Origin of the sequence: Streptosporangium sp. NPDC001681, assembly GCF_040298085.1 — a bacterium.
In the GTDB taxonomy this organism is placed as follows: domain Bacteria; phylum Actinomycetota; class Actinomycetes; order Streptosporangiales; family Streptosporangiaceae; genus Streptosporangium.
On sequence record NZ_JBEOZN010000013.1, the window covers coordinates 79,002 to 101,562 of the forward strand.

25 protein-coding genes and 1 pseudogene are annotated in these 22,561 nt (G+C 69.7%); 16 read left to right on the forward strand and 10 right to left on the reverse strand.

The features are described 5' to 3' along the window. The first annotated feature begins 24 nt into the window (after positions 1–24). The 4 genes from ABT130_RS08965 to recD2 all read left to right on the forward strand — a co-directional run bounded on the left by ABT130_RS08965 (position 25) and on the right by recD2 (position 3,460). On the forward strand, positions 25–219 hold the full coding sequence (locus ABT130_RS08965; protein ID WP_350954100.1) for a hypothetical protein: 195 nt from the start codon (positions 25–27) through the stop codon (positions 217–219). Positions 220–233: 14 nt separating this feature from the next. After that, the gene (locus ABT130_RS08970; protein ID WP_350954101.1) at positions 234–398 is read left to right on the forward strand and encodes a hypothetical protein; all 165 of its coding nucleotides are present in this window, start codon (positions 234–236) and stop codon (positions 396–398) included. 74 nt (positions 399–472) lie between these two features. After that, positions 473–814, forward strand: a complete 342-nt coding sequence (locus ABT130_RS08975) for a hypothetical protein (protein ID WP_350954103.1) — start codon at positions 473–475, stop codon at positions 812–814. Between the two features lie 432 nt (positions 815–1,246). Beyond that, on the forward strand, positions 1,247–3,460 hold the full coding sequence (gene recD2, locus ABT130_RS08980) for an SF1B family DNA helicase RecD2 (RefSeq protein ID WP_451934911.1): 2,214 nt from the start codon (positions 1,247–1,249) through the stop codon (positions 3,458–3,460). On the opposite strand, the gene ABT130_RS08985 is transcribed toward recD2, so the two are convergent. Then, positions 3,457–4,170 (reverse strand): ArsR/SmtB family transcription factor, encoded by a 714-nt coding sequence (locus tag ABT130_RS08985; RefSeq protein ID WP_350954107.1) that lies wholly within the window; start codon positions 4,168–4,170, stop codon positions 3,457–3,459. The two genes, recD2 and ABT130_RS08985, sit on opposite strands and share 4 nt — an antisense overlap. Positions 4,171–4,395: 225 nt before the next feature. Here ABT130_RS08985 and ABT130_RS08990 point away from each other — a divergent pair, with 225 nt between their 5' ends. Next, on the forward strand, positions 4,396–5,583 hold the full coding sequence (locus ABT130_RS08990) for a L,D-transpeptidase (protein ID WP_350954109.1): 1,188 nt from the start codon (positions 4,396–4,398) through the stop codon (positions 5,581–5,583). Positions 5,584–5,711: 128 nt separating this feature from the next. Here ABT130_RS08990 and ABT130_RS08995 read toward each other — a convergent pair whose 3' ends face one another. Next, positions 5,712–6,674 carry a radical SAM protein gene (locus tag ABT130_RS08995; protein ID WP_350929822.1) on the reverse strand — a complete coding sequence of 321 codons (963 nt, stop codon included), beginning with the start codon at positions 6,672–6,674 and terminating at the stop codon, positions 5,712–5,714. Between the two features lie 112 nt (positions 6,675–6,786). Here ABT130_RS08995 and ABT130_RS09000 point away from each other — a divergent pair, with 112 nt between their 5' ends. The 5 genes from ABT130_RS09000 to ABT130_RS09020 all read left to right on the forward strand — a co-directional run bounded on the left by ABT130_RS09000 (position 6,787) and on the right by ABT130_RS09020 (position 9,141). Beyond that, entirely contained in the window at positions 6,787–7,113 is a 327-nt protein-coding gene (locus ABT130_RS09000; RefSeq protein ID WP_350954111.1) for a DMT family transporter, read from the forward strand. Between the two features lie 57 nt (positions 7,114–7,170). Continuing rightward, positions 7,171–7,731, forward strand: a complete 561-nt coding sequence (locus ABT130_RS09005) for a GNAT family N-acetyltransferase (protein ID WP_350954113.1) — start codon at positions 7,171–7,173, stop codon at positions 7,729–7,731. A gap of 52 nt (positions 7,732–7,783) precedes the next feature. Next, entirely contained in the window at positions 7,784–8,161 is a 378-nt protein-coding gene (locus ABT130_RS09010) for a DUF952 domain-containing protein (RefSeq protein ID WP_350954115.1), read from the forward strand. Between the two features lie 19 nt (positions 8,162–8,180). Beyond that, positions 8,181–8,729, forward strand: coding sequence for an NUDIX domain-containing protein (locus ABT130_RS09015; protein WP_350929826.1), 549 nt, complete (start codon positions 8,181–8,183; stop codon positions 8,727–8,729). A gap of 142 nt (positions 8,730–8,871) precedes the next feature. Continuing rightward, positions 8,872–9,141, forward strand: coding sequence for a hypothetical protein (locus tag ABT130_RS09020; RefSeq protein ID WP_350954117.1), 270 nt, complete (start codon positions 8,872–8,874; stop codon positions 9,139–9,141). Here the strand turns inward: ABT130_RS09020 and ABT130_RS09025 are convergent. From ABT130_RS09025 to ABT130_RS09055, 7 genes are all read right to left on the reverse strand, one after another. Continuing rightward, entirely contained in the window at positions 9,119–9,352 is a 234-nt protein-coding gene (locus ABT130_RS09025) for a multicopper oxidase domain-containing protein (RefSeq protein WP_350954172.1), read from the reverse strand. The genes ABT130_RS09020 and ABT130_RS09025 overlap by 23 nt on opposite strands. Continuing rightward, positions 9,337–10,251, reverse strand: coding sequence for an alpha/beta fold hydrolase (locus ABT130_RS09030; protein ID WP_350954119.1), 915 nt, complete (start codon positions 10,249–10,251; stop codon positions 9,337–9,339). The genes ABT130_RS09025 and ABT130_RS09030 overlap by 16 nt, the downstream gene beginning before the upstream one ends. A gap of 147 nt (positions 10,252–10,398) precedes the next feature. Beyond that, the gene (locus ABT130_RS09035; protein WP_350954121.1) at positions 10,399–11,235 is read right to left on the reverse strand and encodes an alpha/beta fold hydrolase; all 837 of its coding nucleotides are present in this window, start codon (positions 11,233–11,235) and stop codon (positions 10,399–10,401) included. Between the two features lie 177 nt (positions 11,236–11,412). Next, positions 11,413–12,093, reverse strand: a complete 681-nt coding sequence (locus tag ABT130_RS09040) for an alpha/beta fold hydrolase (protein ID WP_350954123.1) — start codon at positions 12,091–12,093, stop codon at positions 11,413–11,415. A 124-nt stretch (positions 12,094–12,217) separates the two neighbouring features. Then, positions 12,218–14,662: an ATP-binding protein gene (locus ABT130_RS09045; protein ID WP_350954125.1), complete on the reverse strand. Its 2,445-nt coding sequence runs from the start codon at positions 14,660–14,662 to the stop codon at positions 12,218–12,220. A 263-nt stretch (positions 14,663–14,925) separates the two neighbouring features. Next, positions 14,926–15,918 carry a prolyl oligopeptidase family serine peptidase gene (locus ABT130_RS09050; protein ID WP_350954127.1) on the reverse strand — a complete coding sequence of 331 codons (993 nt, stop codon included), beginning with the start codon at positions 15,916–15,918 and terminating at the stop codon, positions 14,926–14,928. Beyond that, entirely contained in the window at positions 15,915–17,114 is a 1,200-nt protein-coding gene (locus ABT130_RS09055; protein WP_350954129.1) for a Bcr/CflA family efflux MFS transporter, read from the reverse strand. Before ABT130_RS09055 ends, ABT130_RS09050 begins: the two co-directional genes overlap by 4 nt. Before the next feature lie 56 nt (positions 17,115–17,170). On the opposite strand from ABT130_RS09055, the gene ABT130_RS09060 reads away from it, so the two are divergent. The 4 genes from ABT130_RS09060 to ABT130_RS09075 all read left to right on the forward strand — a co-directional run bounded on the left by ABT130_RS09060 (position 17,171) and on the right by ABT130_RS09075 (position 20,736). Continuing rightward, positions 17,171–17,656: a MarR family winged helix-turn-helix transcriptional regulator gene (locus ABT130_RS09060; protein WP_350954131.1), complete on the forward strand. Its 486-nt coding sequence runs from the start codon at positions 17,171–17,173 to the stop codon at positions 17,654–17,656. A gap of 330 nt (positions 17,657–17,986) precedes the next feature. Next, positions 17,987–19,030 carry a LacI family DNA-binding transcriptional regulator gene (locus tag ABT130_RS09065; RefSeq protein ID WP_350954133.1) on the forward strand — a complete coding sequence of 348 codons (1,044 nt, stop codon included), beginning with the start codon at positions 17,987–17,989 and terminating at the stop codon, positions 19,028–19,030. A 420-nt stretch (positions 19,031–19,450) separates the two neighbouring features. Beyond that, on the forward strand, positions 19,451–19,861 hold the full coding sequence (locus tag ABT130_RS09070) for a VOC family protein (protein ID WP_350954135.1): 411 nt from the start codon (positions 19,451–19,453) through the stop codon (positions 19,859–19,861). Positions 19,862–19,941: 80 nt separating this feature from the next. Further along, a complete protein-coding gene (locus tag ABT130_RS09075) occupies positions 19,942–20,736 on the forward strand; it encodes a VOC family protein (protein ID WP_350954137.1) in 795 nt (264 codons plus the stop codon). A gap of 286 nt (positions 20,737–21,022) precedes the next feature. On the opposite strand, the gene ABT130_RS09080 is transcribed toward ABT130_RS09075, so the two are convergent. Then, the gene (locus ABT130_RS09080; protein ID WP_350954139.1) at positions 21,023–21,379 is read right to left on the reverse strand and encodes a hypothetical protein; all 357 of its coding nucleotides are present in this window, start codon (positions 21,377–21,379) and stop codon (positions 21,023–21,025) included. Between the two features lie 216 nt (positions 21,380–21,595). Here ABT130_RS09080 and ABT130_RS09085 point away from each other — a divergent pair. Together ABT130_RS09085 and ABT130_RS09090 are read left to right on the forward strand one after the other, a co-directional pair. Continuing rightward, positions 21,596–21,856 (forward strand): annotated as a pseudogene (locus ABT130_RS09085) (alpha/beta fold hydrolase); the annotation flags it as partial. A gap of 230 nt (positions 21,857–22,086) precedes the next feature. Continuing rightward, complete coding sequence (locus tag ABT130_RS09090) at positions 22,087–22,557, forward strand: alpha/beta fold hydrolase (RefSeq protein WP_350954141.1); 471 nt, start codon at positions 22,087–22,089, stop codon at positions 22,555–22,557. Positions 22,558–22,561: the final 4 nt, after the last annotated feature.

Below are 22,561 nucleotides of genomic sequence, written 5' to 3' on the forward strand. Positions count from 1 at the left end.
CCATTCTGGCCAAGAAGGAGAGTCATGATCGTCAGCGGTGAGCACGCCGCCCGGGTCGACGTCCGGCAGCTCGTCGTTGTCATCGACGGCGAGAAGTTCGACGCCCGCGCTCAGCAGCGGATCATCGCGTTGCGGTGGGCGATGGAGTGGTGCGGGCCTGCGGCGAGCGTGGATGCCGTGCTGAAGGCGGCCCGCGAGTTCGACAAGTACCTGAGGTAGAAGGAGTTCAAGCGGTGAGTATCAGGATCGGCCGGATGGGCGAGTGGACCGCCAACTTCGTCCCGGTGGTGTGTGCCTGCGGAAACTCCGATGGGTTCGTCAACATCGTGTTGGACGGCGGGAACGTGTCGGGTGAGTGCGAGGTGTGCGGCGCCACGGTGCGGCCGAGTAAGGCCTGAGATGGTTCGTCGTTGCCTCGCCTGGTTCTTGCCGGGCGGGGCAACCCCTCCTGGTGGAAGGTAGTTCGATGGCCGTGAATCGTGTTGCGTCCCCGGTGGCCGGTCGCCTCTGGGCGTGGGTGGGGTGCGCGCTAGTGGTGCCTGCGTGGTGGTGTGCGGTGCAGGTCGCTGCCCTCGGGTTCGGCCTGGTGGGGCGTGAGGGTCGGCTGGTGGTGCCTGCGGTCGTGGTGGTGGTCTGCGCGGCCCTGTGGTGGCTGGAGCGCGTCGGGGGCGGTGCGGCGGGGATCGCGATGACGGGCGGCATGGTGTGGCTGCTGGCGTCGCTGTGGTGGGGTCCGCTGGGGGCGGTGGTGCTGGTCGCGTTGAGCGTGGGGCTGGTTGCGGTGTTGGGGTGGTTCGCAGCGCTCACTAAGTGATCATGGAAGTGTGATCCGCGAAGGGGCGGCCAGACCTGACGGCCGAGCCTTCGACAACCACCGAAGCACCTCCAGTAGCGGCGCCGCTCGCCCGAACAGCGTCACGCTGGCTCTGGATAAGGCAGACCAGCTCTTCGATAGAGGGCCCACCCCGGACGTGCGCGGCGCGTGCAGCCTCAAGGACGGTGAGAGCGTCACGACGAGCTCGGGCGCGAGCGAAGATGCGGCCTGCGGCGGTCAACGCTTCAGAACGAGTTACCACCTCACCATTATGCGTCTATTGCGTCTATTGCGTCAGATTGCAATATATGCGCCAGTTGCGTCGAAAAAATTTCGAGGTGCGGCCAGTGGTCCGGAAGACGATCATTCGGGCGCCCTTCTGGCTGGTGGCCCTACACTTGCGCGAGCAGATTCAGGGCGGAGGGCGGCGGCGTGCAACCGGAAAAAAGCGGGGTCCCTGTTACCTGTTTAGACGCAGTGCTTGAACGCATCACCTACGCCAACGAGGAGAGCGGCTACACCATCGCCAGGGTGGCCGTCGATCGCTCCAGCGACCTGCTGACCGTGGTCGGGCCGCTGCTGGGAGCCCAGCCCGGCGAGTCACTGCGGCTGACCGGGCGCTGGACCTCCCACCCCAAGTACGGCAAGCAGTTCGAGGTGTGGTCCTACGCCACCGTGCTGCCCGCCACCGTGCAGGGCATCCGGCGCTACCTGGGCTCCGGGCTGATCAAGGGCATCGGGCCGAGGATGGCCGAGCGGATCGTCGAGCACTTCGGCGTCGAGACCCTGCAGGTCATCGAGACCACCCCCGAGCGGCTGGTCGAGGTCCCCGGCCTCGGCCCCAAGCGGACCAAGATGATCGGTGTCGCCTGGGAGGAACAGAAGATCATCAAAGAGGTGATGATCTTCCTGCAGGGGGTCGGCGTGTCCACCTCGATCGCGGTCCGGATCTTCAAGCAGTACGGCGACAACTCCATCACCGTCGTCAAGAGCGAGCCCTACCGGCTGGCCGACGACGTGTGGGGCATCGGTTTCAAGACCGCCGACACCATCGCCCAGGCCGTGGGCATCCCCCACGACAGTCCCGAGCGCGTCAAGGCGGGCCTGCGCTACACCCTTTCCCAGGCCGCCGACGACGGCCACTGCTACCTTCCTGCGCCCAACCTCGTCGCCGACGCGGTGAAGATCCTGGAGGTCGCCGCCGAGCTGACCACGCGCTGCCTGCAGGAGCTCATCGCCGAAGAAGGCGTGGTCGCCGAGGAGATCCCGGTCGGCGACGGCACCGTCCCCGCGGTCTACCTGGTGCCCTTCCACCGCGCCGAGCTGTCCCTGGCGGGCGCCCTGCGCACCCTGCTGACCTGCGAGCACGACCGGCTGGGGGTCTTCGGCTCCGTCGACTGGGACGTCGCGCTCAAATGGCTGCGCACCCAGACCGGCGCCGACCTCGCCGAAGAACAGGCCCACTCGGTGCGGCTGGCGCTGACACAGAAGGTCGCGGTGCTGACCGGAGGCCCGGGCTGCGGCAAGAGCTTCACCGTGCGCTCCATCGTCACCCTGGCCCGGGCCAAGAAGGCCAAGGTGATCCTGGCCGCGCCCACCGGCAGGGCGGCCAAGCGCCTGGCGGAGCTGACCGGCCACGAGGCCACCACCGTGCACCGGCTGCTGCAGCTACGCCCCGGCGGGGATGCCACCTTCGATCGTGACAACCCCCTGGACGCCGACCTGGTCGTGGTCGACGAGGCCTCGATGCTGGACCTGCTGCTGGCCAACAAGCTGGTCAAGGCCATCGCCCCGGGCACGCACCTGCTTTTCGTGGGCGACGTCGACCAGCTGCCCTCGGTCGGCGCCGGCGAGGTGTTGCGCGATCTGCTGGCCGCCGAGAAGGAGATCCCCCGGGTACGGCTGACCCACATCTTCCGCCAGGCCCAGGAGTCCGGCGTCGTCGTCAACGCCCACCGGGTCAACACCGGCCTGCACCCGGCCCTGGAGGGCATGAGCGACTTCTTCCTGTTCCCGTGCGAGGAACCCGAGGAGATCGCGGCGCTGACCGTGGACGTGGTCACCAACCGCATCCCGCGCAGGTTCGGCCTCAACCCACGCCGCGACGTGCAGGTGCTGGCCCCGATGCACCGGGGCGCGGCCGGGGCGGGCAACCTCAACCACGTGCTGCAGGAGGCGCTGACCCCCTCGCGTGAGGGCATGCCCGAGCGCCGCTACGGCGGGCGGGTCTTCCGGGTCGGCGACAAGGTCACCCAGCTGCGCAACAACTACGAAAAGGGCGCCGCCGGGGTGTTCAACGGCACCGTGGGCCTGGTCGTCGACATCAAGCCCGACGAGCACAAGCTGACCGTGCTGACCGACGAGGACGAGAAGGTCGAGTACGCCTTCGACGAACTGGACGAGCTGGCCCACGCCTACGCGGTGTCGATCCACCGCTCCCAGGGCAGCGAGTACCCGGCGGTGGTGATCCCGCTGGCCACCAGCGCGTGGATGATGCTCCAGCGCAACCTGATCTACACCGCGATCACCCGGGCCAAGAAGCTCGTCGTCATCGTCGGCTCCCGCCGCGCGCTGGCCCAGGCGGTGCGCACCCGTGGCGCCGGGCGCCGCCACACCAGCCTCACCCACCGCCTGCGCCGGTCCTAGGGGGCGGTTTCCGCCAGGTCGGTGACGCCCAGCAAGCGGGCCAGGGCCTCCTGCCCGGCGGCGGTGACGGCCAGGGCGCGTCCCGAGCCGATCCGGCTGACCCAGCCGCGCTCCAGCGCGGTCGCGCAGAGCACGGCCCCGGCGGTGCCGGCCAGGTGGTGGCGGCGCTCGGTCCAGTCCAGGCAGGGCCGGGCCAGCAGGCGGCGCCCGCCGACCGGCAGGCAGACCCCCAGCTCGGTGGCGAACCATGACAGCCCGGCGTCGCTGAGCGCGAAACCGGCGTCCTGGCGCAGCAGACGGCGCGCGACGAGCGCGTCGGTGATCATCACTCCGAGCCGCCCGGCCAGGTGGTCGTAGCAGGTGCGTGCGGCCGCCAGCGCCCGGGTGGCGCTCGCGGCGCGCAGCGTGGCCGGCCGCGCACCGGCCTCGGCGCCGGCGTGGGCGGCCAGGTCCTCGATGAGCTGGGCCACGCCCGGCCCGGCCAGGCGCACGTACCGGTGGCGTCCCTGCCGCTCCTCGGTCAGCAACCCGCCGCCGATGAGCTGCGACAGGTGCTCGCTGGCGGTCGAGGCCGCCACGCCGGCGTGGGCGGCCAGCTCTCCGGCGCTCCAGGCGCGCCCGTCCAGCAGCGCCAGGCAGAACCTGGCGCGCGTGCCGTCGGCGAGCAGGGCGGCCAGCGCGGCGAGCGGGACCGGGGGAGTGAGAGTCATGTGCCCATCATCGGCCCGGGACGCTTCGGCGCCGGCCGAAGCCTCCCTCTTTCCGGCTCCGGGCCCCGCCGTGGCCAGGCCGCCCACACCTGACTCCCGGTCAGGATTTTTCCTACTTTAGGAAGAGACCGAAACGTTACCAAACCGGTCGCAACCATGCCCAGTCACCATGCATCTCCTATTAGTGTTTTTAAGGGTAGTTTGCTGTAGTGGGGGAGAGAAATTGTGCTGACCGTGGAACGCCACAGGACGCCACTGGCCGCTCTGGCCCTGGCGACCGCGGCGGTGCTGGCCACCGCCTGCTCTACCGGGGCGGACACGAAGGCTCCCGTGGCCGGGCCGGGCGCCGCGGCGCCCAGCACCCCGGCCGCGCCGGAGATAAGGATCAGCCCCGCCGAGGGCAGCAAGACCGTGCGCCCGAACAGGAAGGTCGTCGTCAGCGCCTCCAGCGGCGCGCTGGAGGAGGTCACCGTCGAAACCGGCGGCCAGGTGCTGGAAGGCGACTTCGACGCCGAGCGCACCAAGTGGACCTCCACCACCCCCATGATTCCCGCCAGCGACTACACCGTCTCGGCGCGCGCGGTGGACGGCACGACCGCCAGCAGTTCCTTTCGGACGCTCAAGCCCGAGCGTGAACTCGAGGTCGCGGACGTGACCCCGGCGATCAAGGGGGAGAAGGTCGGCGTGGGGGCGCCGATCATCGTCACCTTCAACCAGCAGATCGCCAACAAGGCCGGGGTGGAAAAGGCGCTGAAGGTCACCTCGGAGAAACCCTCCCAGGGAGCCTGGCGCTGGATCAACGACACGACCGTGATCTACCGCACCGCGAAATTCTGGCAGCCCCACCAGAAGGTGACCTTCACCGCCCGCCTCAAGGGCGTCCAGGGCGGCAAGGACATGTACGGCGTCAAGGACATGACCAAGGTCATCCACATCGGCGCGGCCCAGATCGCCACGATCGACACCCGCAAGCACAAGATGATCGTCAAGCGTGACGGCAAGGTCGTGCAGACCATGCTGATCAGCGCGGGCAACGCCAGCACCCGCGAGTACACCACCACCAGCGGCATCCACCTGGCGATGGGCAAGGCCAACCCCGAACGCATGATCTCCCCCGGCCGCAAGAAGGGCGATCCCGGCTACTACGACCTGATGATCAACCACGCGGTCCGCTTCTCCAACAGCGGCGAGTACGTGCACGCGCTGAACAACGTCTGGGCCCAGGGACGCCGAAACGTCAGCCACGGCTGCATCAACTCCCGCCCCGACCAGGCCAAGTGGTACTACGACCAGGTCCAGCGCGGCGACGTGATCACCATCACGGGCACCGACCGCGAGATGGAGTGGAACAACGGCTGGGGCTTCTGGCAGATGCCGTACACGCAGTGGAAGAAGGGCAGCGCCCTGGCCTGACCCCGCACCGGCGCCGTCGGCGCCACCCGCGTACCCCGGATACGACGGTGGCGCCGGCGACGAGCGGGTACTGCGCCTGAGCAGCTTCCCCGACCTGCTCGATCACTTCTGATCTCGCACCGGGAAGGCTAGAGCAAGGTGAGCTGGGCCTGGCGCGGCAGCGCCAGCGGCAGGGGCTGCTCGGGCCGCACCGGCCCCATGCCGTAACGGGCGGCCAGGTGCAGGACCTGGTCGGTGACGCGGCGCACATAGCCGGCCTCGGCATCGGCACTCCGGGCGTACAGCTCGCCGTAGCGGGGGGCCAGCGCCGGATGGTGCTCACCCAGCCAGGCCAGATACCACTCACGGGCACCCGGAGGCAGGCGCAGCACGTGCGGGACCAGGCTGACGGCCCCGGCGTCGGCGACCCGGCGCACGGTGGCCGCGAGCTGGTCGGGGGAGTCGGTCAGCAGCGGCAGGATCGGCGCCATCGCCACCCCGCACGCCACCCCCCGCTCGTTCAGCTCGGCCACCAGCTCCAGGCGCTTTTGCGCGCTGTGGGCGCCGGGCTCCACACTGCGGCGGATCCGGTCGTCGACGAAGGCGATCGAGACGACCACCCCCGCCCCCGGAGTGGCGGCCAGCAGCTCGGCGTCGCGCAGGATCAGCCGGCTCTTGGTGTGCACGGTGAACGGCGCCCCGGCCTCGCGCAACGCGGTGACCAGGCCGGGCATCAGCCGGTAGATGTCCTCGGCACCCTGGTAGCAGTCACCGCCCACCCCCACCGTGACATGCTCGCCGTCCCAGCGCGAGGCCAGCTCCGCGCGCGACCGCCGCACGATGTTGGTACGCACCACGATCCGCGAATCGAAGTCACCACCGGCGTCCAGCCCCAGATAGCGATGCCCCCGGCGCACCGAGCAGTAGCGGCAGGCCTGGGCACACCCCCGGTACGGGCTGATGCTCCATCCCTCGGGCGTGCGCTCCAGCGCGGTGCGCGCCTGCACCTCGTAGCAGGTCAGCGCCCCGTGCACCCTGACCAGCGCGGAGCGCTCGATCCGCGGCCTGGCATCGGGCGGCACGGCGAGCAGGGAAGGCGCGTCCCATCGCATACGGCTCAGTGGAACACGCTTTCGACACCACTCGCAAGTGGACTCCGGACGCGGCGCGGGCACCGCCGGCCGGATGAAATGATACGTTCGTACAGATTTTGGGGGAGTGGTCATGGCGTGGTTGATCCTGGCTGGGGCGATCATCGCCGAGATCGTGGCGACCACCGCCCTCAAACTGAGCGACGGCTTCGCCCACAAAGGCTGGGCCGCCCTGGTCGTCGCCGGCTACGCCACCGCCTTCATCCTGCTGGCCCAGGCGCTGAAACTGCAACTGGAGGTCGGCACCGCCTACGCGGTCTGGGCCGGAGCCGGCACCGCGGCCATCGCCGCGATCGGCGTACTGTTCCTCGGCGAGACGATCAGCCTGGCCAAGATCGCGGGCATTGTCCTGATCATCGGCGGAGTCGTGGTACTCAACCTGGCCGGCAGCCCCCACTGACACCCGGCCGGAAATAACGCCTCGCCCGCTGCGGAGCACCTGGCCTACCCTGGCCCGGTGCTGAAACCCACCTACCCCATCCGGACCGACCGCCTGATCCTGCGCCCCTACACCCCGGCCGACCTCGACGCCCTGCACGCCATCCAGTCACTGCCGCAGGTGACCCGCTACCTGTACTGGGAACCGCGCAGCCGGGAGCAGACCGGCGAGGCATTGCAAACCAAGATCACCCAAACGGAGCTGCTCGAGGAGGGGCAGATCCTGACACTGGCGGTGGAACTGGCCGCCACCGGCGAGCTGATCGGCGACGGCATGCTGATCTGGCACAGCCTCACCCACCGCAGCGGGGAGATCGGCTACGTCTTCCACCCCGCCCACCACGGCAAGGGGTACGCCACCGAGACGGGCCTGGCCCTGCTGGAACTGGGATTCGACGGCCTTGACCTGAACCGGATCATCGGACGCCTGGACGCCCGCAACGAGGCCTCGGCCCGCGTGCTGGAAAAACTGGGCATGCGCCGCGAGGCACACCTGGTCGACAACGAGATGGTCAAGGGCGAATGGACCAGCGAGCTCGACTACGCGATCCTGCGGCGGGAGTGGCGCGCCCGGCAGTGACGCCCCCCGCCCCCAGTTGAAGAACGCCCGCCCGCAGGGCACCATGTCTGCGATGACCATCCTGCATCTGGCCCTGGCCGCCGACTGGGACGCCGCCCTGCGGGCGGGGGAGTACCGCGTCTCCACCCTCGGCCGCACCCTGGACGAAGAGGGCTTCATCCACGCCTGCGCGAGCCACGAACAGCTACGCGGCGTGGTGGAGCGCTTCTACCGCGACGTCACCACCCCCCTGGTGCTGCTCAGCGTCGACCCGAGCGGACTGGACGTGCGCATGGAGGTGCCCGCCGACTCACCCGAGGCCTTCCCGCACATCTACGGGCCGCTACCGGTCACCGCGGTGACCTCCGTCCTGCCGTTCGCCCCACCCGGCCTCGGCCCGCACCATCCGCACGACGCCGACCAGGCCGACGCACCTCGAACGGAGCCGTAACAGCAGTAAGCTGCGCGCCATGACCGACGTACCCGGACCGACGATCCGCACTCTCGACTCGACGGTCGTCTACACCAACCCCTGGATGAGCGTGCGCGAGGACCGCATCGAACGCCCCGACGGCTCCCACGGCATCTACGGCGTGGTGGACCAGATCGACTTCGCCCTCGTCCTGCCCATGGAGAACGACGGCTTCCACCTCGTGGAGGAGTACCGCTACCCGGTGGGGCGGCGCACCTGGAACTTCCCCCAGGGCGGGGTCAAGGACAGCCCCTCGCCCCTGGTCACGGCGCACACCGAACTGGCCCAGGAGACCGGCCTGCGAGCCGCCTCGATGACCCACCTGGGCCGCCTGGACAACGCTCACGGCACGACGGGCCAGCACTTCGACGTCTTCCTGGCCACCGACCTGACCGCGGGCACCCCCGACCGCGAGCACACCGAGCAGGACATGCGCCAGGAGTGGGTCTCACGGACGGAACTGGAGCAGATGATCCTGCGCGGCTCGATCACCGACAGCGGCTCGATCGCCGCCTACACCATGTTCCTGCTGCGCGGGGCGGCCTGACAGCCCGGCGAGAGCCGGCGGGGCCGTCGCCGATCGGCCGCACGACGGCTCGACCGCCGCGGGGACGCCGCCCCCGAAGAGCAGCCGCGATCCGGTCGTTTCCGGCACGCACGCGATGACCTTGTGACGATACGCTCGACTCATGTCGAACCCGATCGTCATCCTCCTTTTGACGGCGGTCGTCGTGGCGGTGGTCATCGCCCTGATCGTCCTTACGGTGCGGGCGGCACAGCACCCCAGAAACACCCTGGTCGGTGGTGGGGTCGGCCCTGAACTCGTGGAACGGGTCCTGGAGCTGAAAGCCACCGGCCAGATCGACCAGGCCGTCTTCCTGGTCCGGGGCGAGACCGGGATGAGCCACCGCGCCGCCGCCCGTTTCGTCAGGAAGCTCACGCCGCCCCCTCCGCCCTGACCTCCCCATCCAGACCTCCGGTCTCGAAGATCTCGCCCGGAGCGACGTTGAGCGAGTCGGTCCACCAGGTGCCGCCGGTTGCGTGGGAGCCGTTGCGCGACAACACGCGGACCCGGTGCCCGTGCAGGTGCATAGGGTGGTCGATGAGGCTGCGATTGACTGCGATTGACGATGCGAACCTTGATCTGCTCGCCCTCAGCCACCATTGGATGTGGGCGTTTGCGACTCCACCTGGCCGACACCGAGCGTGAAGTCGACGATCGCCGCGGTGAAAACCTCGGGTTCTTCGAGATGCCCCAGGTGACCACTGTCTTCCAGCAGGACGAACCGAGAGTGGGCGATGCCCTCGTGCAGCAGCCGCCCCCAAACGGGTCCGCAGATGAAGTCGTGGCCTCCGCTGATGACCAAGGTGGGCGCGGTGATGTCGCGAAGTCGGTCGCGGCTGTCGAAGGGCTCCTCCTGCGCGCGCATCGGGGCGACCCACGCGCGCAAGACAGCCCGGATGGGGGCCAGCTCGGATTCGTGGGCCCAGTAGTCGGCGAAGTAGGCGGGCAGAACGGCACGCAGACCCTGCGTGCAGGATTCGTTGTCGGTGGCGGCCAACGCCTGCCGGAAAGCCTCCGGGATGCCGGCCGCCTCAGGCTGGTCGGGGTGACGCTCTGGGAGGTGGTCGAGGTTGCTGAGCGCCTGGTTCCAGAACTCTTCCCCGGTGCGTGGCGAGGTGTCGTACAAGATCAGGCCTGCCAGGACGGTGGGGTGGCTCAGCGCGTAGCGCTGGGCCACGAATCCGCCGTGGGAGTGGCCGAGCAGGAACACTCTTCGCGCGCCCAGATGTTCCACGACGCCGTGCAGGAACTGGGCGTAGGTGTCGATGCGGTAGGCCTGCGGCCGGGACAGGTGCCCGGATCCTCCGGTTCCGATCGGCTCCAGGTAGACCAGCGTCAGATGCCGCTCCAGTTCCGGCATCCGCAGGTACTCCCAGCCGAGCCCGGGCCCGCCGGAGTGAACGAGGCAGAGCGGGCCGGAGCCTGCGACGTGGTAGCGCTGAAGAACGCCCTGAATGCTCACGGTGTGGGTGCCGGGCAGCAGCGGGCCGGAGGCGAGGCTCACAAGGTGCTCCTGACGTGGACAGTGCTACCCCGGGGTTGCCGGGGCAGCACTCAGGTGGTTGCGCCTGGGCTGAAGTAGCGGCGCGGGTTGTCGATGAGCATCACGTCGATCTGGTGGTCGGCGACCCCGGCGCGGACGGTCTCCGGTTCAGCTGACCGCACGAGCGGCGTCCTGGATGATGCGGGTCACCAGGCCCGGCTGGCTGATCATCGGCACGTGCGAGGCGGCCGTCTCGTAGACCTGGGACTTGGCGCGCTTGTAGAAGAAGCGCTCCAGGGCAGGCGGGATGGCCTTGTCCTTGGTGGCCACCAGCGCCCAGGAGGGGATGGTGCGCCAGGCGGCCCCGGTGGTCTTGTCGGTGTAGGAGGAGGCGGCGAACGGGCGCTGGCCGGCCTGCATGAGGCGAGTGGTGGACACGGGCAGGTCGGCGGCGAACGCGCTGCGGAACTTGTCCGGCTTGAGGTACAGATCGATGCCGGTGCTGCCGTCGGGGCCGGTGAAGGGCACCTCCCGGACGGCGTCGGGGATCTGACTGCCGGGGAACTTCGCGAACAGCTCGGCGAGGGTCTCGCCCTCGTCGGGCGCCATCGCGGCGATGTAGACCAGCGCCTTGACGTTGGGGATGCCGACGGCGGCGTTGGTGATCACGGCTCCGCCGTAGGAGTGGGCGACCAGCACGATCGGCCCCTCGATCGACTTCAGGACGCTGGCGATGTACGGCGCGTCGGTGGGCAGGCCGCGCAGCGGGTTGGCCGGCGCCAAGACCGGATAGCCCTTCTCCTGGAGCCTGGGGATCACGCCGTTCCAGTTGGAGGCGTCGGCGAAGCCGCCGTGCACCAAGACGATCGTGGGCTTGGCCGTGGAGGAGGTGTCAGCGTGCGCGGAGGCCGCGGACACGGACGGCACGGTGAGCAGCGCGGCGGCCAGGCCGCCGGCAGCGACGGCGAGCATGACGCGGCGCGGCAGTGCGGTGGGACGGTTCATGGCTGTCTCCAATTGGAGCTTTAGTTGAGAGATTGCGGGCGGATCCGGGGGCGAGGCTCAAGCACGCTTCAGTGCGGCGCCGCCCCCGAGGTCAAGCGCCACCGTGGGGCGGCCCGGACCGGGAGGCGACTGGTCCTTGGCCACGGCCAGGCCGGAGCGAGGTGATGCGCGCAGTCCTCAGGCCGCGGCCTGGCGGATGAGGTCGGCGACCGCGGCGGGCTGGGAGACGTAGACGGCGTGGCTGCCGATGGCCTCGACGACGGACGCTCCGGCACGCTCGGCCATGGTGCGCTGGGCCGGCGGCGGGATCATGCGGTCCTCGGTGGCCACCAGGTACCAGCTGCGCCTGTGCCGCCAGGCCGGCTCGGTGACCGCCCCGCCGAGGGCGTCCACACCCCAGGGGACCTGCGCGTCGGCCATGAACGCGGCCATCTGCGCGGGCAGGTCGGCGGCGAACGCGCCGTGGAACCTGTCACGGTCGAGATAGAGGAAGCCGTCGCGCGGGGGCAAGATGGGCGGAACCGGCGCGCCGGGCGGCGGGTCGGCGATGAGCGCGGCGACCGATTCGCCCTTGTCGGGGGCGAACGCCGCGATGTACGCCAGCGCCGCCACGTTGGGGTGGGTACCGGCCTCACTGATGACGACCCCGCCGTAGGAATGGCCGACCAGGACGGCAGGGCCGTCGAGCGCATCCAGCACCTGGCGGGTCGCGGCGACGTCACCCTCAAGCGACAGCGTCGGGTTCTGCACGATCCGGACCTGGAAGCCGTCCCTGGCGAGCTCGTCATAAACGCCCTGCCAGCCGGACCCGTCCACGAAGCCGCCGTGCACGAGCACGATGTTCCTGATGGTGGTCATGGTCACTCCTGCGCTGCTGAACAGGCCCGATGCCTGTCCGACACGCCCCATTCAAGTCGCGAGGAAGATCACGGACCACGCAGAACAGCACGCAGAAGTTCCGCGGAAACCGGCCTTCGGCGTCTCAGCGGGCAGCCGTCGCCAGGTCGTGGCAGCGGCCGCCGGCCTCGGCGTCGCCGATCGCCTCGAACAGCTCGGCCGCACGCGCGTAGGCTCGGCGGCTCTCCTCGGTCCGGCCTTCCTCGGCAAGGACGGCCGCCAGCGTCTCCAGGGCGCGGGCCTGTGAGCTGATCGTCTGGAACTGCTCCATGAGGGCGACTGCCTCGGTCAGTGTGGTGATCGCTTCGGCCCGGTGGCCGAGCAGCCTCAGGCAGTGGCCGATACGGGCCAGCGTCTGCGGCCGGGTGAACGACACGATGTCGGCTGTCATACCCGAGCCTTCGTCGTCCAGCAGGGCGCGCACCTCGAGGTACTGCTCCAGCGCCGCCTCGTGGCGTCCGTCGCCGAGAAGGCAGTCGCCGAGAAGGCTCAGACTCTGGCAGTAGGCGTCGATGTCGGCGGCGGCATCGAACATCTCCGCCGCCTTGGCCAGTGAGTCGAAGGCCTCGCCCAGCCGGCCGAGCCGTCGTAGCGCCTCTGCGGTGTACTGGTGGGCCCAGGCGATCTGTGCTGTGGCGCCGCTGCGGGTGGCGAGGTCCAGCGCCTGGGTCGCGTACCGCATCGTGGCCTCCGGGTTCTCGGGCGGCACCAGATGCACCCAGGCCAGGTAGTTGAGTTGCGTGGCGTGCTGAGCCGTGTCACCGAGGGCGGCGGCGGCCTCGGCGCCGAGCGTGAAGACCTCTCCCCAGTGCGGCCAGTGAATCCATCGGTCGGAGAACCAGTGCATCGACTCGGCGCAGTCCAGCACCTCCACGTGCCGGGCCCCGCCCGACGCGGACCGCAGCGCGCCCAGCCAGTTGCCGGAGTTCACGCGCAGCCAGTGGTCGGCCTCCTCGGCGGTGGCGAAATCCTTCAGATCGGCCTTCAGCCGGTCAAAACGGTCGGGCTGGGGGCCGAACCGCTGCCCTGCCATGGTGGCCATCCGCAGCAGCCACGACGTCATCGTCGCGGCGAGCGCGTCACGGTCGTCCGCGGCTTCCTCCTCGTGAAGGCGCTCGCGGGCGAACAGCCGCACCAGGTCGTGGAAGCGGTAACGTCCCGACGTGCCGTCCTGCAGCAGGCCGAGATCGACGAGCTCGTCGAGGGCGTCCCAGGCCTCCCCGGGCGAGATACCGCCGAGCACTGCGGCGAGGGCGGCGTCGAAGTCCCGGCCGGGTACGAGGGACAGTCGGCGAAAGATCCGCCGCGCGGGTGCCGCGAGCTGGTCGTAGGACATCCCGAACGCGGTCGCGATCTTGAGGTCGCCGGCTTTGAGCTGGTCGAGCCGTCGCTCCTCGTCCGCCAGCCGGTCCGCGAACTCAGCGGCCGGCCAGCTGGGCCGGCTGACCAGCCGGTTTCCAACGATCCGCAAGGCCAAGGGCAGGCCGCCGCAGAACTGAGCGAGCTCGCTGATCGCCGCTCCGCCGTCCAAGGAACCACGCTTGGCCAGAATCCCGGTCAGCAGCTCGGCCGCTTCCACCGGCGGCAACGGGCCGAGGCTCAGCCGGTGCACGCCCCCCAGACCGGCCAGCAGCCGCCGGCTCGTCGCGAGCGCTCTGCTCGGGCCGCCACCGGGGAGGATCGGGCGGATCTGCTCCTCCGACCCGGCGTTGTCGAGCACGACCAGAACGCGCCGCTCTCGTAACAGCGACCGGTATAACGAGGCGCGCTCCAGGGGGTCGTGGGGCATGTGCCGCTCGGCGCTGCCGAGCGCGCGCAGTAGTTGCCTCAGGGCGTCGTCGACGGTGAGGGGCTGGGGTGACATGCCGAACAGGTCGACGAAGAACACTCCGTCTGGAAAGCTCGGCCGCAGGATATGGGCGGCGCGGACGGCGAACGTGGTCTTGCCCAGACCGGCCGCGCCGGTGATGAGTGCAACGCCGGCGGCACCCGGCGAATCGCCGGCGTGTAAAAAGTCGTCCGCCCAGGCCAGCTCGGCGGCACGACCGGTGAAATCGTCAACGGATCGAGGCAGCTCACACAGTCCGGTCGGACGCGCCCAGTGATCCCGCAACCGGCCCTCTCGCGCCAGCTCGATGAACTGCCTACGCTCGCCCTCCCCAAGCGAGAGCGCCTGCGCCAGAGCGGCGACCGTCCGATGCTGGGGTCCGGTGCTGCGCCCGCGCTCCATGTCCGACAGGGTCCGGGCACTGACCCCCGATGCTTCGGCGAGCTGTTCCAAAGTGAGACGTGCCGCGCGCCGATGCCGGCGCAGTAACTCCGCGAAGCTGGGCGGGGTGGGAATGGGTCGCTCCTTCTCGTGACCTGCTGGAGGCGGCTTTGAGCTTACGGGCCAAGGCCGCCGAGCCCAAGGGCCGCGAAGATCGTGCGCAGGGCGGCCAGGGCAGGTACTCCGGAGCACGCGCCCGGTCGATGTCGAACTGCTCGGCGGTGATCCCGGCCCTGCGTCACGCGGGCGCCGCCGAGGCACGGTTGACCATCACGCTGATCGACAACCCGCGCCGGTACTTCAGCCGATTCAACCTTCAGCCGGCGCCTCAGGCGAACGCGGTGCGCTGCCCGGGGCCGACGGCCGGCTCAGGGGAGCACACCGCGTTCGTGGCTTCTGCCGGCGGCGCTTCGGTCAGGTTTTGCCGCCTCGGGTTCCGCCGGCCGGCGGGCCGGGCTTTGTGAGGCGTCATAGCGAATCACTTTTCGAAGGAGGAGCGTTGAAGGGCCGCCAGGGCTGGACGATCACCCCCTGATCTCGTCGCCGGATTCTGGAGTGGCCCCCAGCCGGGAGCGGAGAAAGTTCACGATGATCGCCATGACCTGTGTGCTGGTCCAGATTCGGGCAGTGGCCGACAGCGCGCCGTGGCCGGCGCCCTGCAGCACATACCGGGTGCTGTCCACGCCGCCACGGCGCAGGGCCTGGTGCAGGCGGGCGGTTTGCGCAGGAGCCACGATGCGGTCGTCGTCGCCGTGCAACAGCAGAAACGGCGGCGTCTCGGATGTGATGTGGCCGGCCGGGTCGGCGTTGATCACTTCGGCGGGGTGGTCGACCAGGTCCCGGCCTGGTCCGAGCAGGTAGGCGGGCAGCGCTGCGCCCGGCATGGTGTAGGCGGCCACCGTGGCAGGGTCGAAGCCATCGGCCACGGTAGCCAGGTGGGAGGCACCGAAGACGTCAACCACCGCGTCGACTCCCGCGCCGGTCACCGCCGCAACGCCACCGCCGGGGTCGGTTGCGGCTATGGCGGCCAGGTAGCCGCCCGCAGATTCGCCCCACAGCGCGGTCCGGGCGGGGGCGATCTTGTACCGGCCGGCGTGCAGGCGCAGGAAGCTCAGCGCCGCGGCGACGTCGGCCAGCCCATCGCGGTAGGTGGCGCCGTCACTGACGGTGCGGTAGTCGATACTGGCCACCACGAACCCTGCCTGGGCGACGTAGCGGCGCTGACGGGCGGCCATCGCGCGCCGGGCGGTGACGAAACCCCCTCCGGGCAGATACAGGACCAGCGGGTGCGGGCCGGGCGCCTGCGGGACCAGGATGTCCATGCGCAGCTTGCGCGCCGAAGCGGCGTAGACGATCCCTCGATACGCGCGGGCGCTGCGGCCGGGCTTGATCTGGTCGGCCGACCTCACGTGCAGCCGGATGCTGTCGGGGTCGTCATCTGGGGCGGCCACGCTGGACGGGCGGATCGGGCGGCCGCTCAGTGCGGCCAGTGCCATGATCAGGCGCATGGTGTTCATGCGAAGCTCCTTTCAGGCAGAGGCCGCCAGGGGCGCGCTGCCAGTAGGGACAAGACGGCCAGCACCAGTGCGGCCGGCATGATCAACGCCATCGCGCGCAGCGTGGTACCGCTCAGCGGGGCGGCCAGGGCGCCGAACAGGTAGGCGGCGCCGCCGGACAGCGCGGATGCGGCGCCGGCGCGGGCGTGGCCGATGGTCTGGGTGATGGTGGTGACGGCGGGAAAGACCCCGCCGATGCCGAACAGCATGACGGCCAGGCACAGCCAGGTGCCGGCCAGGGTGGGCGCCAGCGCGGCCTGGATCGCCAGCGCGAGCGCGCCGAGTGTGCCGATGGCCAGGTAGCCCGACAGCAGTGCGGGCAGCGCCACCCGCCGGGCGGTCAGGCCGAAACTCGCGCTGGCGATGAGCATGGCGGCGGCGTTGACGGCGAACACCAGCCCGTAGTGGACGGCGCTCAGCCCGAAGCCGTTCTGGAAGACGTAGCTGGAGGAACCGATGTAGACGAACATCGCTGCGGCGGCCAAGCCGAGGGTCAGGGTGTATCCGGTGAAGGCGCGCTGGCGCAACAGCGCCGCCATGGAGGCGAACGCCGGCCGGAGGCCGCCGGGTGATCGCCGGGCGGGCGGCAGGGACTCCGGCACGCCCAGCCAGGTCGCCGCCAGCATCACCAGCCCGAAGGCGGTCAGCGCCCAGAACACCGCGCGCCATCCAGAGGCGGTCACGATCATGCCGCCCAGCAGCGGGCCGAGGACCGGCGCCACTCCCAGGATCATTGCCAGGATGGAGAAGTAGAACGGCAGCCGCGGCCCGGCGAAGCGGTCGGTCAGCACGGCGCGGGCCAGCACCAGCCCGGCCGCCCCCGCGCAGCCCTGCAGGAAACGGCCGGCCACCAGCAGCGGCGCCGTCGGCATCAGCGCGCAACAGGCCGACAGCAGCGCGAAGGCGGCGGTGCCGGCCACCAGCAGCCGGCGCCGGCCCAGCCCGTCGCTGAGTGGCCCGATCACCAACTGGCCGGTGACCAGTCCGATCAGGAAGGCGCTCATCGACAGTTGCACCGATGACTCGCCCGCGACCAGTTCTCGGCCGAGGTCGGGAAAGCCGGGCACGTACATGTCGATGGCCAGGGGCGCCACCGCGGTGAGCAGGCTCAAGATGGCCAGCAGGACAGGACGCCGAAGCGCCGTGGTGTCTATCACGACATCAAAGGTAACCTGGTAATCAACCAGTTAACAATCGTCGGGGTGAGGATGGCATGAGCCGGAGTACCGATCGCGTCCATGAGCTGTGGGCCGCGGCCCGTCCCGATCTCGACACCTCCCCGATGGAGGTGGTCGGCCCGCTTAAACGCGTCATCGCCCTGCTGGGCGAGGCGCTGGACCCGCTCTATGTCGACGCCGCGCTCACCGGCGCGGAACTCGATGTGTGCCTGCGGCTACGGCATGACCCCAGCCCGACCATCGCGCGCCATCTGGCCGACCGGATGCGCCACTCGCGTGCAGCGATCAGCAAGACGCTGACCCGGCTGGAGAGTCGCGGCCTGGTCGTGAGAGAACCCAGCCCGACCGACCGGCGTGCCGCGCTGGTGCGGCTGACGCCCGCGGGCGAAGCGGCCGTCGATGCGATCTTCCCCCGGCAATTGGCCCGGGAGGCCGAGTTGCTGGAGGGGTTGGGCGCGGATCGCGAACGCGTGATCGAGGCGCTCAACCTGCTGGCCGATGTCCTGGGCAGGCGCCTGTGAGCCGCCCGAGCGCGTTGCGGATGTCGTGAGGTGTGCCGATCTCAGCCATCGGCGGCGTGTTCGCAGCCAAGACGACGAGGAGGGCCAGGCGGCCATGCCGGCACTCCATCCAGCCGGCGGGGGCGGCGGCTTCGTCGCGCTTGGGCGAGGTCCTCGCCCGGTCGGCACGTGCGCCGGCAGATCGGTGGCCGGCCTGGAGCTCACCGCACTGGCCCGACCGGCACAAAAAGGGAGCGCTCCCACCGAAAACACCTCCCACGGGGACCCGCCCCCGAACTGTTAGCGCAAACACTCGGATACGCTTGGAGTAACTTCGACAAGGCGGACAGGGTGACCCAGCAGGTATCCGGACAGACGTTCTCCGAGCGGCCCAGAGCCGCCGTCATGGAAGACGTCGCCGCGCGCGCGGGCGTCTCGGCCATGACCGTCTCCCGCGTTCTCAACACCCCGGAGAAGGTGCGCCCCGACACCCGCGCCCGCGTCCTGGACGCGGTACGCGAACTCGGCTACCGCCCCAACTTCGCCGCCCGCTCGCTGGTCACCGGCCGCTCGGGCGCCCTGGGGGTCGTCAGCTTCGACACCACCCTGTACGGCCCGGCCTCCACCCTGCACGGCATCGAACAGGCCGCCCGCACCCACGACTACCTCGTCACCATCGTCAACGTCACCACCCTCAACCGCCGCTCCATCGCCGAGGCCGTCAACCGGCTGCGCTTCCAGTCCGTCGACGGCGTCGTCATCGTCGCCCCCCACGAATCGGCCGCCGACGGCCTGCACCACCTGCCACCCGACCTGCCCGCCGTCGTGGTCGGCGCCCGTGAAAGCCTCCCCGTCCCCGTCGCCGCCGTCGACCAGGCGGCCGGAGCCGTGCGAGCGACCAGACACCTGCTCAGCCTCGGCCACAACACCGTCTGGCACCTGTCAGGCCCCGAGGACTGGATCGACGCCAGCGCCCGCGTCGAGGGCTGGCACTCGGTCCTGACCGCCGAAGGCCGCCAGATCCCCGACCCCCTGCGCGGCGACTGGAGCGCACGCTCCGGCTTCGAGGCGGGCAGGCAACTGGCCCGCGACCCCGAGGTCACAGCCATCTTCGCCGCCAACGACCACATGGCCACCGGCGTGCTGCGAGCACTGCGCGAAGCCGGCCGCCGAGTGCCCGAGGACGTCAGCGTGGTCGGCTTCGACGACGTCCCCGAGGCCCCCTACCTGTGGCCGCCACTGAGCACCGTACGACAGAACTTCACCGAGGTCGGCCGCCTGGCCTTCCGGCTGCTGCTGGAACGTATCGACGGCCGCACCGCCACCCCGCACCGCATGATCGAACCCGAACTCGTCGTCCGCGAGAGCACCGGCGCCCGGCCGACCCCCAGGTGAGACGCCCCCTCAGACCTACCAGGCCATCGGACAGCCGGGCCGTACCTGCCGTGTTTCGCGTGGCAACCGGCGCCGACGTGTGCCGGGCCGGCCGGCTCCAGCGTCCACCGGCCGGTGGGCGCGAACCCGATCAGGAACGAGACGGCACCGACATCCCCCGATGACCGTCAACGACGATTCATCACCCTCAACAACAGCGTGCAGATGCCCGCCCTGGGCTCGACGTCCAGTCGAGACTGCCGCCGTAGGCGATTTCTTCCCGGGCTGCGCACGCCCTGGGCGTGGCGTGCCACCGAATGCGTACCGACGTACGGCGACCGGCGCACTTGAGGGAACTCCTGCGTGCGTGGCGAAGCAGGTGGCAAAACCGATCAGGAATCGAGAAGCGTGGCAGTCAGAGCCGCAATTAGCCTGACCGACATGGAAATCACGATTCACTCCGCCTTTCTCCCGCACACCGACCCGGACGCGTCCCTCGCTTTCTACCGCGACACCCTCGGCTTCGAGGTCCGCAACGACGTCGGGTACGACGGGATGCGCTGGATCACGGTCGGCCCCGCCAACCAGCCCGGTATGTCCATCGTCCTGGAGCCGCCGGCCGCGGATCCCGGAATCACCGACAGCGAGCGCATCACCATCGAGGAGATGATGGCCAAGGGCACCTACGCCGGTCTTCTGCTGGCCACCGCCGATCTCGACAGCACGTTTCAGCGAGTGGAGGCCAGCGGCGCCGAAGTCATCCAGGAGCCGATCAAGCAGGCCTACGGAGTTCGCGACTGCGCCTTCCGCGACCCCGCCGGCAACATGATCCGCATCCAGGAACTGCGCTGAGCCTCCAGCCGTCCCGGTCCCCACACGAGATCGACCGCGCGCGCAGCATCACCGGATGCTCTATGCCCAAGGAGTCAAACATGGTCCTCAAGCCCGACGTCATCACTCTCGGAGCGCCCGAGGTACACGCCGCGCGCAGGTTTTACGCCACCGCGCTCTCAGCCACCATCGCCGACGACGGTGACCCGGTGAACCTCGACATGCACGGGACCGGGCAACTCGAACTGTCCACGACCGAAAGGCTCGCCGCGGACGCAGGCACGAGACCGGCGACATCGGGATTCCGCGGCTACATGCTGACCTACACCGTCAACCAGCCCACCGAGGTCAAGACCCTGATGGATGCCGCCGTCCACAGCGGAGCAGAGGTTCTCAAGCCCGCGAAGAAGGCCCTCTTCGGTTCGTTCTCTGGAGTGTTCCGGGCACCGGACGGCGCCATCTGGAAGCTGGCGGCGGCCACTAATAAGGACACCGGCCCCGCGGCAGAAACCCCGCTGCCGACCGAGACCACAGTCATCCTCGGCGTTTCTGCGCCGAAGGCATCCAAGGCCTTCTATGAAGCCCTGGGCATGACGGTCGACCGGGACTACGGCAACAAGTACATCGACTTCCACCCGACCAACGCAGCGGCCAGGCTCTGCCTGATGGAACGCGGGGTCCTCGCAAGGGATGCGGGCACCACCAAAGACGGCGACGGCTTCCAATCGATGGTCTTCACCCACACAGCCGAGTCCCGTGAAGAAGTCGACGCCCTCCTGACCGCTGCGGCCGCTGCCGGCGGCCGGATCACAGTCACCGCTGCAGAAACAACCGGGGGCGGATATTCCGGCTACTTCACCGACCCGGACGGCTTCCAGTGGAAAGTGACGCACTGAGTCCCACGAGTCGTACACCGTCGCTCTGGCTGAGCGCGTCCACACCATTGTCACCTCAGCCGCCCCAGACCTTTGACGGCGCGGCGCAAGCGGTCGGTCCGGGTCATCGGACCGACCTGGCCGACCAGCGGGGGAGCGACCACCGCCCGCCCGGCATCGGAGGTACCCGGGAGCCGGTAGGGGAGCATCGGACCGTCCTTTTCCGCCTACGCCACGACCGTCGTGAACGGTTACTCAGCGGCCAACCGGGCATCCGATCGGCAGACTTCGTCCATGAAGTCCCAGCTCAATGACATGCCGGACCGCCCTCCTCGTCGGACCGGTTGGCGATGGAGAGACATCCTGTGCCTGCGTTCACCGGGTGGGAGTTCAGGCCCGCGTGGGATCGGCCAGATGCGTCGACGCCGTCGCCGCCCGCCGCGTTCACCATCAGCGCAGGCTCGAGGTCGTCGCGAACGACGAGGACCAGCTTCGTGACCAAGGGCATGGTGGATCTTCCGTCCGCGCCGACAACAGCCGGCGAGGAGTCGCCACTGCCGCCATGCTGTGCCGGCTTGCAGAAGACATGAGGGGTGCGCTCACCGATGACCGCCATGTCCTGTGGAGTCGTTCCGATGACGGCGTCTCCGACCTGGCCGTACAAGGCTCGCGTGTACCTGGTGACATGCTCCTTAACGACAGACCGTAATCTGACGTAGCTGCGGCAACCGCCACCGGATCTACGTCATTTGACGCAATCGAGCCCCCTTCATGCCCGTCTACCGTTCCGGACATCTCCCCAATCGAGCCCGAGCCTGGAATCTCGGGCGAAGGAGGCAATGCAGTGAACGCAGATTCAGACGTGAAGAACATCGTGCTGGTGCACGGCGGATTCGTCGACGGCTCCGGCTGGCAGGGGGTCTACGACCACCTGACCGCCGACGGCTACCGGGTCGCCGTGGTGCAGAACCCGACGCTGTCGCTGGCCGGGGACGTGGCCGCGACCCACCAGGTCCTCGACGGCCTGGACGGCCCGGCCGTCCTGGTCGGGCACTCCTACGGCGGCGTCGTCATCACCGAGGCCGGCAACCACCCCAACGTCGTCGCGCTCGCCTACATCGCGGCGTTCGCCCCCGACAAGGGCGAGTCGGTCAGCTCGTTGATCGCCGACCCGCCGCCCGGCGCACCGGTCCCACCGATCCTGCCTCCCAAAGACGGGTTCCTGTTCCTCGACCGTGACAAGTTCGCCGCGTCATTCGCCGCCGACCTGCCCGCGGCGCAGGCCGCGTTCATGGCCGACTCGCAGGTACCGTGGGGCGTCGACGCGCTCGGCGGCGCGGTGTCCGAACCGGCCTGGCGGACCAAGCCGTCGTGGTACCTGGTCGCCACCGACGACCGCATGATCCCCCCGCCCGCGCAGCGCGCCATGTCGGAGCGGACCGGCTCGACGGTCACCGAGACCCCGGGAAGCCACGCCGTCTACGTGTCCAACCCCGCCGCCGTGGCCGCCGTCATCGCCCAGGCCGCCACTTCCGGCCAGTAGACGTCCACGCCGGACAGGCTGGACGGATACGGCAAGACGAAGGAAGGTCGGGGGATGGACTGGTTCGACGCACGCCACGACCAGTCGGCGGCGCGGTGTCCGAACCGGCCTGGCGGACCAAGCCGTCGTGGTACCTGGTCGCCACCGACGACCGCATGATCCCCCCGCCCGCGCAGCGCGCCATGTCGGAGCGGACCGGCTCGACGGTCACCGAGACCCCGGGAAGCCACGCCGTCTACGTGTCCAACCCCGCCGCCGTGGCCGCCGTCATCGCCCAGGCCGCCACTTCCGGCCAGTAGACGT